A 6,677-nucleotide genomic window follows, 5' to 3' on the forward strand; every position below is an offset into this window, starting at 1 on the left:
GTCGGCAATCTGGTCGCCGACCTGCTCGACGAAGGCTCGGGGGAGCTCGATTCCAAGACCTTCCACGAACGGCTCGAGCGTCGCGCCATCGAATTGAGCTTCAGTTCGACGCGGGACTATTTCCGCGGCTCGCTGCGCATGCTCAGGGACAACCGGGACGAGGCTTTCGATCTGTTGCGGACCTCGCTCACTCAGCCGCATTTCGACAGCGCCGACGTCGAGCGCATCCGCTCGCAGGTCATTTCCGATCTGCAGCGCGAGACGTCCAATCCGACGTCGCTGGCGAGCCGCAAATTCCTCGCCATGGCCTTTGGCGACCACCCCTATGGCCGGCCGGCCGGCGGCACGCTGGAAAGCGTTCCCACCATCGATGTCGCCGACATGAAGGACTATGTCCGCCGCGTGCTGGCCAAGGATACGCTTCGGATCGCCGTGGTCGGCGACGTCGATCCGGCCACGCTTGGCGGCCTGCTCGACCGCACCTTCGGCGGATTGCCGGCCAAATCCAGCCTGACGCCGGTTGCCGACGTCGAAGCGGCAAGGCCACCGCAGCGCGCCTACATTCCGCTCGACGTGCCGCAGACCGTGGTCACCTTCGGCGGTCCCGGCATTAAACGCCACGATCCGGACTTCATGGCCGGCTACGTCGTCAACCACATCCTCGGCGGCGGCGGGTCGTCGTCCCGGCTCTACCGCGAAGTCCGCGAAAAGCGCGGTCTGGCTTATTCGATCTATGATGCGCTGTTGTGGATGGATCATTCCGCGCTGTTCGTCGGCAACACCGGAACGCGCGCCGACCGCGCCGGCGAGACCGTCGATGCCATCACCAGGGAAGTCCGCCGCATGGCCGAGGACGGTCCGACCCAGCAGGAACTGGATGAAGCAAAATCCTATCTCAAGGGTTCGCAAATGCTGGCGCTCGACACCTCCTCGAAACTGGCCTCGGCGCTGCTGCAATACCAGCTCGATCGTCTGCCGATCGATTACATCGAGAAGCGCAACGCCATCGTCGATGCGGTGACGCTGGACGACACCAAGAAGGCCGCGCGGCTTCTCTGGGGGCAAGGCCTGCTCACCGTGATCGTCGGCCGCGCCCCGCAAGCCGCCGCCCAGCCCGCCGCCGCGATCCCGCCGCCCGCGGCGAATTAGTTCGGCGTTTTCGAAGTTGTGATCATATCGACGCTTGCGATGCTGCGCTCCCTCTCCCGCCCTTCGCGGGGGAGGGTTGGGGTGGGGGAAGCTCCGGGCGAAAATCCATCGATCGGGTATCGCGGCCCCACACGTAACCAACACCGCCGATGCCGCGCCCCCACCCCACCCTCCCCCGCGAAGAGCGGGAGAGGGAGTGAGAGGCCAATGCCCGTGGCCTGAAAAGTTCTCAGGTCTGTAGCAACCATTAAAAGCGCAGGTGGACATCGCGATGAGTCTCGATGCCTGACGCGTAGGGGCACCCCTTGTGGGTGCCCCTGGTGAGACCGGTTGATGCCGCGAGAGGGCGACCACGAGGGTCGCCCCTACGAAAAACGCGGTATGGTCACCGTTCAAGGGCGGATTGAGCGACTGGGCCCGCGCAAAGCGGCCCGATGGCGTAATCCGCCGTTCCAGGCAGCGAGCCCTCGAGATGTCGCGCGCGTGACATGACCATCCGCGTGGAAGCGTTGCGACCACTTGTCGCGTCGGGACGCCGACAGAAAGGCGGCGTCGATTGTTGACAAAAAGCGCGAAATCAAGTGTAATGTTAATTATTGCAACTTTAAATAATTTTGGAGAAATTGTCATGAGCGAAGTTCTTACGAGCGATCTCAAAAGCCCGCAATATGGATCCGGCACCGGAGGCAACCCGTTCGACGATTCCGGTTTCGGCAACCATCCGATCACGCGGATCCTGATCCGTTCGGGAACAAAGGTTGACGCCATCCAAGTGACCTATGGTAACCAGACCGCGCCGATGCACGGTAGTTCCTCCGAGGGCAGGCCATTCGATATCAGTCTTGCTCCCGGCGAACAGATCATCGCCGTGTTCGGCAGATCGGGATCAGCGATCGATCAGATCGGCTTCGTGACCCAGTTGTCGGACAAGACATTGAGGCGTCACGGCCCCTTCGGCGGTACGCGTGGAAATCCCTTCTACATCATCGGCAAGGCCCTCTCGTTCTTCGGCAGAAGTGGAAGCGCGCTCGATGCTGTCGGGGTTTACGTAGAGCCTCCTGTTCTGGTCTCTGCCTGACCGGGATTTCTATGCAAGATCCCTTGCCATTTGCAGGATCTCTTGCGACGGCGTCCCATAGCTTACGAGCCTGGCATCGAGTCCGAAACCCGACATCATCGCGAGTGCCCGCCGCAGCGCGGCATTGATCCATTCAGCTTCGTTGCCAAAGGCTCCTCCGCCGAGGAGCGTGAGCAGGACAACATTCGATCCGCCGCGCTGTTTGTTCAAAACGGCGGCGAGCATTGTGGCTTCGACCAACTCCACCAGAAGCGCGCGTCAGCGGCGGCCGAACGGAGAAGCGCCGGGCAGCGCCAGCAAATTGATGTCGTTGCCGATGCCCTGGGGCTGCTGGGTGTAGCCGAACCCGAGCGACAGGCTGACATTCGGCGCCGGCTGGAATTCGACGCCGGCATGGGCGCTATAGCCAGGCAGTGTGACGGACGTGCTGTCGAAGGCGGCAAAAGCGCCACCGATGGCGGATTTATAGTTCAAGGTGTCGAAACCGGCATAGAGGGTGACGGGCAGCCTGGCCGCGTTTTGCCAGTTGTAGCCGAACTGCACGCCTTGGTAATAAAGCGAGCCGCCGAACGCTGCATTCTGGTTGATGCCGTTCGTGCTCAGACCCATGGCGCCGCCTTCGCCGCCGACAAACCAGCCGTTTTGAAAATTGTAGCGCATATAGGAAACGCCGCCGCCCCGGGCGTCACCGCCGTCAAAGCCCGCAAAGTTGCCGTACGTGTTCGCGCCCTGGCCGGCGCTCGCATTGCCACCGAAACCGATGGGCCAGCCCGGAATCCCAGAGGTCACCGGGCCGGCTTGGGCATGGGCCGTCCGCCCGCCCAGACCGAGCGCCAACAGCAATGCGAGAGCTAGCCTGCCTGCGAACATGGACATCTCGTGCTGCCGCCAAATGTCCTGAAACTATAGGGTCCGAAGTTCAAAAACGCCAGTGCCAGCGGGTCTCCGGATCGATCCGCAAGGATATCGGGACCCAGTGATCGGAAATCTCATCCCGCAGGCGGCCCGGCGAGAGCGCGCCGCACGGCGGCCGGTTCGTTCGCAATGATGGCGAGCAAGATCCGCGCGGTGCGGTCGGGACGGCGGCGGCCCTGCTCCCAGGCATGTATCGCGGTCACGTCCAGGCCGAATGCACGCGCGAAGCCGCTTTGCGACAATCCAAGGCGATGCCTTAGCTTCGCAACGTCGACGTGGTCGGGCACCGTCACCATGTAGCCGGGTAGCTCAATTTCGCCTCGCGCATGCGCCAGTGCTTCGGAGAACCCGGCAACAAGGCGGCGACCAATCGCGCTACCCTTCCGCTTCGAGCGCGACGGCAAGTTTGCGGATTTCGCGTATCTCGGCATCGCTCAGATCCTCCTTTTCGCTCTTGGCATATATATCGATCAGGTAGATGACGCCGCGTCGGTTCACCACAAAGTAGATGATCCGTACCCCGCCGCTCTTGCCTCGTCCTCCGCGTGCGGCCCGCGCCTTACGGGCACCCCCAGTGCCACGGATCACCGGCCAAGCGGTCGGCGCCAATGCGATTTCTGGGATTGCTTCGCGGGGTCTGTCATCGGGCGCAACGATTGCGCTTGAAGTATTTCCGGTTATATACCCAGTGACCTTTGAAGCACCTATGGCCAGCAAGTCCCAGCGCAAGGCGACCCGTACGCACCGTCGTCGCGCGGCGGCGCGGTTTTGTGCGCGTTGAAGTTCAGGCGCCCAAGGATGATGTCGGCCTGATCCGGGCGTTGGCCGAGACGCTGCGTGGCGGGGCCGAGAAGGCGCGGGCGCTTCGATCCGCCCTCGCCAAAGCCGTGATGGATCCGCAGATGAGGACTGCTTTCGACATCTTCGGCTCGGAACTTGCCGACGAGGTGTTCGCCGGCGTTTTTGACCTGCCCCGCCAGCGAGGCTGGCGCCGGGTTGATCTGTGAAATTCCTGCTCGACATTTCCGAAATCCGCAAGCGCGACCGCGCCGATCCAAACGTTGTCCATTGGGTCACCCGCACGGCGGTCGAGGACATCGGGACGAGCGTACTGGCGCTCGCCGAAATCCGCCATGGCATCGAGCTGAAACGGCGGAGCGACCTGGAAAAGGCCTTGTCTCTCGATCGATGGTTTTTGCAAATGCGGACCAGACTTGGGGGGCGCGTCCTGCCTGTCGACGAACCCGTCGCGGAAGCCTGGGCGCTCCTGGGAATTCCCCATCCGTTGCCTTTGATCGACGGCTTGCTGGCGGCGACCGCCAAAGTGCACGGCCTGACATTTGTGACCCGCAATGTCGCGGACATTGCCGTGACCGGCGTGCCGCTGCTTGATCCGTTCGCTGGAGCCTGAAGCGCGGGGTCTTCACTGTCGCAACCGGCCAGCACGAGTAGAATTTCGACCTGCTCGATCAATACAAGGTAATTCAGCGGGCTGGTATCGGCGACGACCAGCCGCATCGGTCGTCAGAGCCCAAGACGCGGAAGGTCATTCCTGCCGTGATCCAAATCATCGAGCGTGTACGGGGCGAACGGGCCGTGAGCCTTGATCCCGGTAGGGGCGACCCTTGTGGTCGCCCTCCTTCGGCGCCCCCGCATCCAGCCTGTTTCATCCAACATGCGCTGGCTGATCACGCCTTGCAATCGGCAAGCCTCTACCCCATATCGAGGATGCATCAAGAGCAGGGCTGACGCCCTCGCCAACCTGCCGCAACCGGGCAAGGTGGTTTCCCGAAAACGGGGATGCGGCCACTTCGGCAACGAATCCGGTCGCGCGAACTGTCAGCCCTCCTCGGATCAAACCGATGGAGGGATTTTTATGTCCAATGCGCCGAAAGATACCACCGCCCAGCCGAAGCCAGCTGCGGCCGCACCGAATGTCTCGCAGCCCGAACAGCCGTTTGAACCCAGCGCAGGCAACGAGACGGTTGCCGACATCGTGCGAAGGACGATCGCGAACAATCCGCGGTTCAAGGAAGTCACGGGCTCCAAGGGTTATATATTCCCAGGCGAACACATTCACGCGCAAACGAAGGCTTCCGAGACAAGCGCGTGGACGATGGCTCCGCGGCCAGGCGAGCCGCAGCTCGGCACGCTATCGCCTGTCGACCAGAACTGGCTCGCCTCCGCCATCGGAGGCCTGGTCCAGATCGATGATTATCGAAAAGGCCAGACCGTCAACGCGAGCGGGCATTGCATTTTCGAAGCCGGGCCGGCCTATGTCCAATTCCAGGCTCCGAACCATGCCGACCACTTCATCTGTGAAGCCGTTTCCGGCAGGCTCGTGCCCGATATCGCGGCGATCCTGACGCCGGAAAAGCAAGAGCGGCTGGTTCACGAATTCGGCTTTCTTGCCCCAGACCGGTCGCCAAACTTCGCCCAGCGCATCGACATCAAGAGCAAGGCCGACAGGGCTTACGCCGCCCGGCTGGCCTACCGGATCTTTCGGGAGATCTACGACGTCCGGGATTTTGCCGCGGCCCGATTCAAGGTGTGGCCGCGGGAGGCGGTTGCGCTGTAGGGACGCATATCCGAAAAACCGACAGCGGGAAAGTTCAATCCTGACATCATGATCGACGAGACCAAAGAAGAAAAAGCGGAGCGGCTGGAAAAGCTACGCGCCTTCCACAATGCCCAGCAAGAGCAGATGATTCGGGATATCCTGGCAGGCTATCCGGGCCTGACCCGCGAGGAGGTCGTCGAATATCTGAAACAGGCCGGCGGCCTCTGAAGGGGCTGCCGAACCAACCCGGAATCGTGGGCGGTCCTACAAGCCGCAAGGCACGCTTCCTGACCAGTTCAATGTGTCGCTGCGGAGTGGCAATCTCGCTCGTCGATTTCTTACAGTTCATTCTCGCCCGCGTGTTCGCAAAACAAACCGGATTTCTGGCTCAACGTGCAACGGCGCAGCGATCTCTGGGAAGCGATGAATTCACCGCGCGAACGCAAACGGATCGGACGTGCGAAACCGTTGACGGAATCGGCACGACCCCGCCGCATCGTGCACGGCGATCCACAGCCGCCTACGCCGCGCGATGGATTGCTTCGTCGCAAGGGCTCCTCGCAATGACGGTGGAAGATCCCTGAGGGAATGAGGCCTCGCGACGCGCGAGCGCGCGGCTCCCGGGATGAAATCGAGAGTGCAGTACCTGAACTGACAGGTTTCACAGATCGTCTGGAGCGTGATCCGGATCACACGATCAAGTCGGGCAATGACTACTGAGTTTGGCGCAGCCCTTTGCTGTGCTGCCCCTTCGCGCCATCGCGCTGACGAGTTTCACTGGAGGGCCCCAATTCGGTGGATGCATTTTCGTTGGTCGCTCAAGCGGCGTCGGCCACCGCGCGCACTTCAAGCCGGACGCCGGTCCCCGCCTGCAGCAGGCCGATCACGGTGAGCAGATTTGCGGCCGTCGGGTTGCCTGAGGGACCGAACATCCGCATCAGGCTCTTCGGCGAGCGGCCAAGGGCCGTGCCGAGT

Annotated in this window: 10 protein-coding genes, 1 pseudogene and 1 riboswitch; of the genes and pseudogenes, 7 read left to right on the top strand and 4 right to left on the bottom strand. The window is 62.3% G+C overall.

Annotation, left to right across the window (positions count from 1 at the left end; genetic code table 11):
* Positions 1-1,149, top strand: a 1,149-nt coding sequence (locus tag ABSG20_RS25980) for a M16 family metallopeptidase (protein ID WP_423867351.1), incomplete at its 5' end; no start/stop codon positions are given.
* A 628-nt stretch (positions 1,150-1,777) separates the two neighbouring features.
* Complete coding sequence (locus ABSG20_RS25985) at positions 1,778-2,227, top strand: jacalin-like lectin (RefSeq protein WP_423867352.1); 450 nt, start codon at positions 1,778-1,780, stop codon at positions 2,225-2,227.
* A 9-nt stretch (positions 2,228-2,236) separates the two neighbouring features.
* Here ABSG20_RS25985 and ABSG20_RS25990 read toward each other — a convergent pair whose 3' ends face one another.
* From ABSG20_RS25990 to ABSG20_RS26005, 4 genes are all read right to left on the bottom strand, one after another.
* Positions 2,237-2,452 carry a hypothetical protein gene (locus ABSG20_RS25990; protein ID WP_423867353.1) on the bottom strand — a complete coding sequence of 72 codons (216 nt, stop codon included), beginning with the start codon at positions 2,450-2,452 and terminating at the stop codon, positions 2,237-2,239.
* A 33-nt stretch (positions 2,453-2,485) separates the two neighbouring features.
* A complete protein-coding gene (locus tag ABSG20_RS25995; protein ID WP_423867354.1) occupies positions 2,486-3,097 on the bottom strand; it encodes an outer membrane protein in 612 nt (203 codons plus the stop codon).
* A gap of 119 nt (positions 3,098-3,216) precedes the next feature.
* The gene (locus tag ABSG20_RS26000) at positions 3,217-3,573 is read right to left on the bottom strand and encodes a helix-turn-helix domain-containing protein (protein ID WP_423867355.1); all 357 of its coding nucleotides are present in this window, start codon (positions 3,571-3,573) and stop codon (positions 3,217-3,219) included.
* The gene (locus tag ABSG20_RS26005; RefSeq protein ID WP_423867356.1) at positions 3,518-3,751 is read right to left on the bottom strand and encodes a type II toxin-antitoxin system RelE/ParE family toxin; all 234 of its coding nucleotides are present in this window, start codon (positions 3,749-3,751) and stop codon (positions 3,518-3,520) included. The genes ABSG20_RS26000 and ABSG20_RS26005 overlap by 56 nt, the downstream gene beginning before the upstream one ends.
* A gap of 212 nt (positions 3,752-3,963) precedes the next feature.
* On the opposite strand from ABSG20_RS26005, the gene ABSG20_RS26010 reads away from it, so the two are divergent.
* From ABSG20_RS26010 to ABSG20_RS26030, 5 genes and pseudogenes are all read left to right on the top strand, one after another.
* Positions 3,964-4,149: a hypothetical protein gene (locus ABSG20_RS26010; RefSeq protein ID WP_423867357.1), complete on the top strand. Its 186-nt coding sequence runs from the start codon at positions 3,964-3,966 to the stop codon at positions 4,147-4,149.
* Positions 4,146-4,553: a type II toxin-antitoxin system VapC family toxin gene (locus tag ABSG20_RS26015; protein ID WP_423867358.1), complete on the top strand. Its 408-nt coding sequence runs from the start codon at positions 4,146-4,148 to the stop codon at positions 4,551-4,553. The genes ABSG20_RS26010 and ABSG20_RS26015 overlap by 4 nt, the downstream gene beginning before the upstream one ends.
* A 314-nt stretch (positions 4,554-4,867) precedes the next feature.
* Positions 4,868-4,974: riboswitch (SAM-I-IV-variant riboswitch) on the top strand.
* 44 nt (positions 4,975-5,018) lie between these two features.
* The gene (locus ABSG20_RS26020) at positions 5,019-5,720 is read left to right on the top strand and encodes a TY-Chap domain-containing protein (protein ID WP_423867359.1); all 702 of its coding nucleotides are present in this window, start codon (positions 5,019-5,021) and stop codon (positions 5,718-5,720) included.
* Between the two features lie 48 nt (positions 5,721-5,768).
* Positions 5,769-5,930: a hypothetical protein gene (locus ABSG20_RS26025; protein ID WP_423867360.1), complete on the top strand. Its 162-nt coding sequence runs from the start codon at positions 5,769-5,771 to the stop codon at positions 5,928-5,930.
* Between the two features lie 116 nt (positions 5,931-6,046).
* A pseudogene (locus ABSG20_RS26030) lies at positions 6,047-6,185 on the top strand (HigA family addiction module antitoxin); the annotation flags it as partial.
* Positions 6,186-6,677 lie beyond the last annotated feature (492 nt).

Origin of the sequence: Bradyrhizobium sp. (assembly GCF_049512235.1) — a bacterium.
Classification (GTDB): domain Bacteria; phylum Pseudomonadota; class Alphaproteobacteria; order Rhizobiales; family Xanthobacteraceae; genus Bradyrhizobium.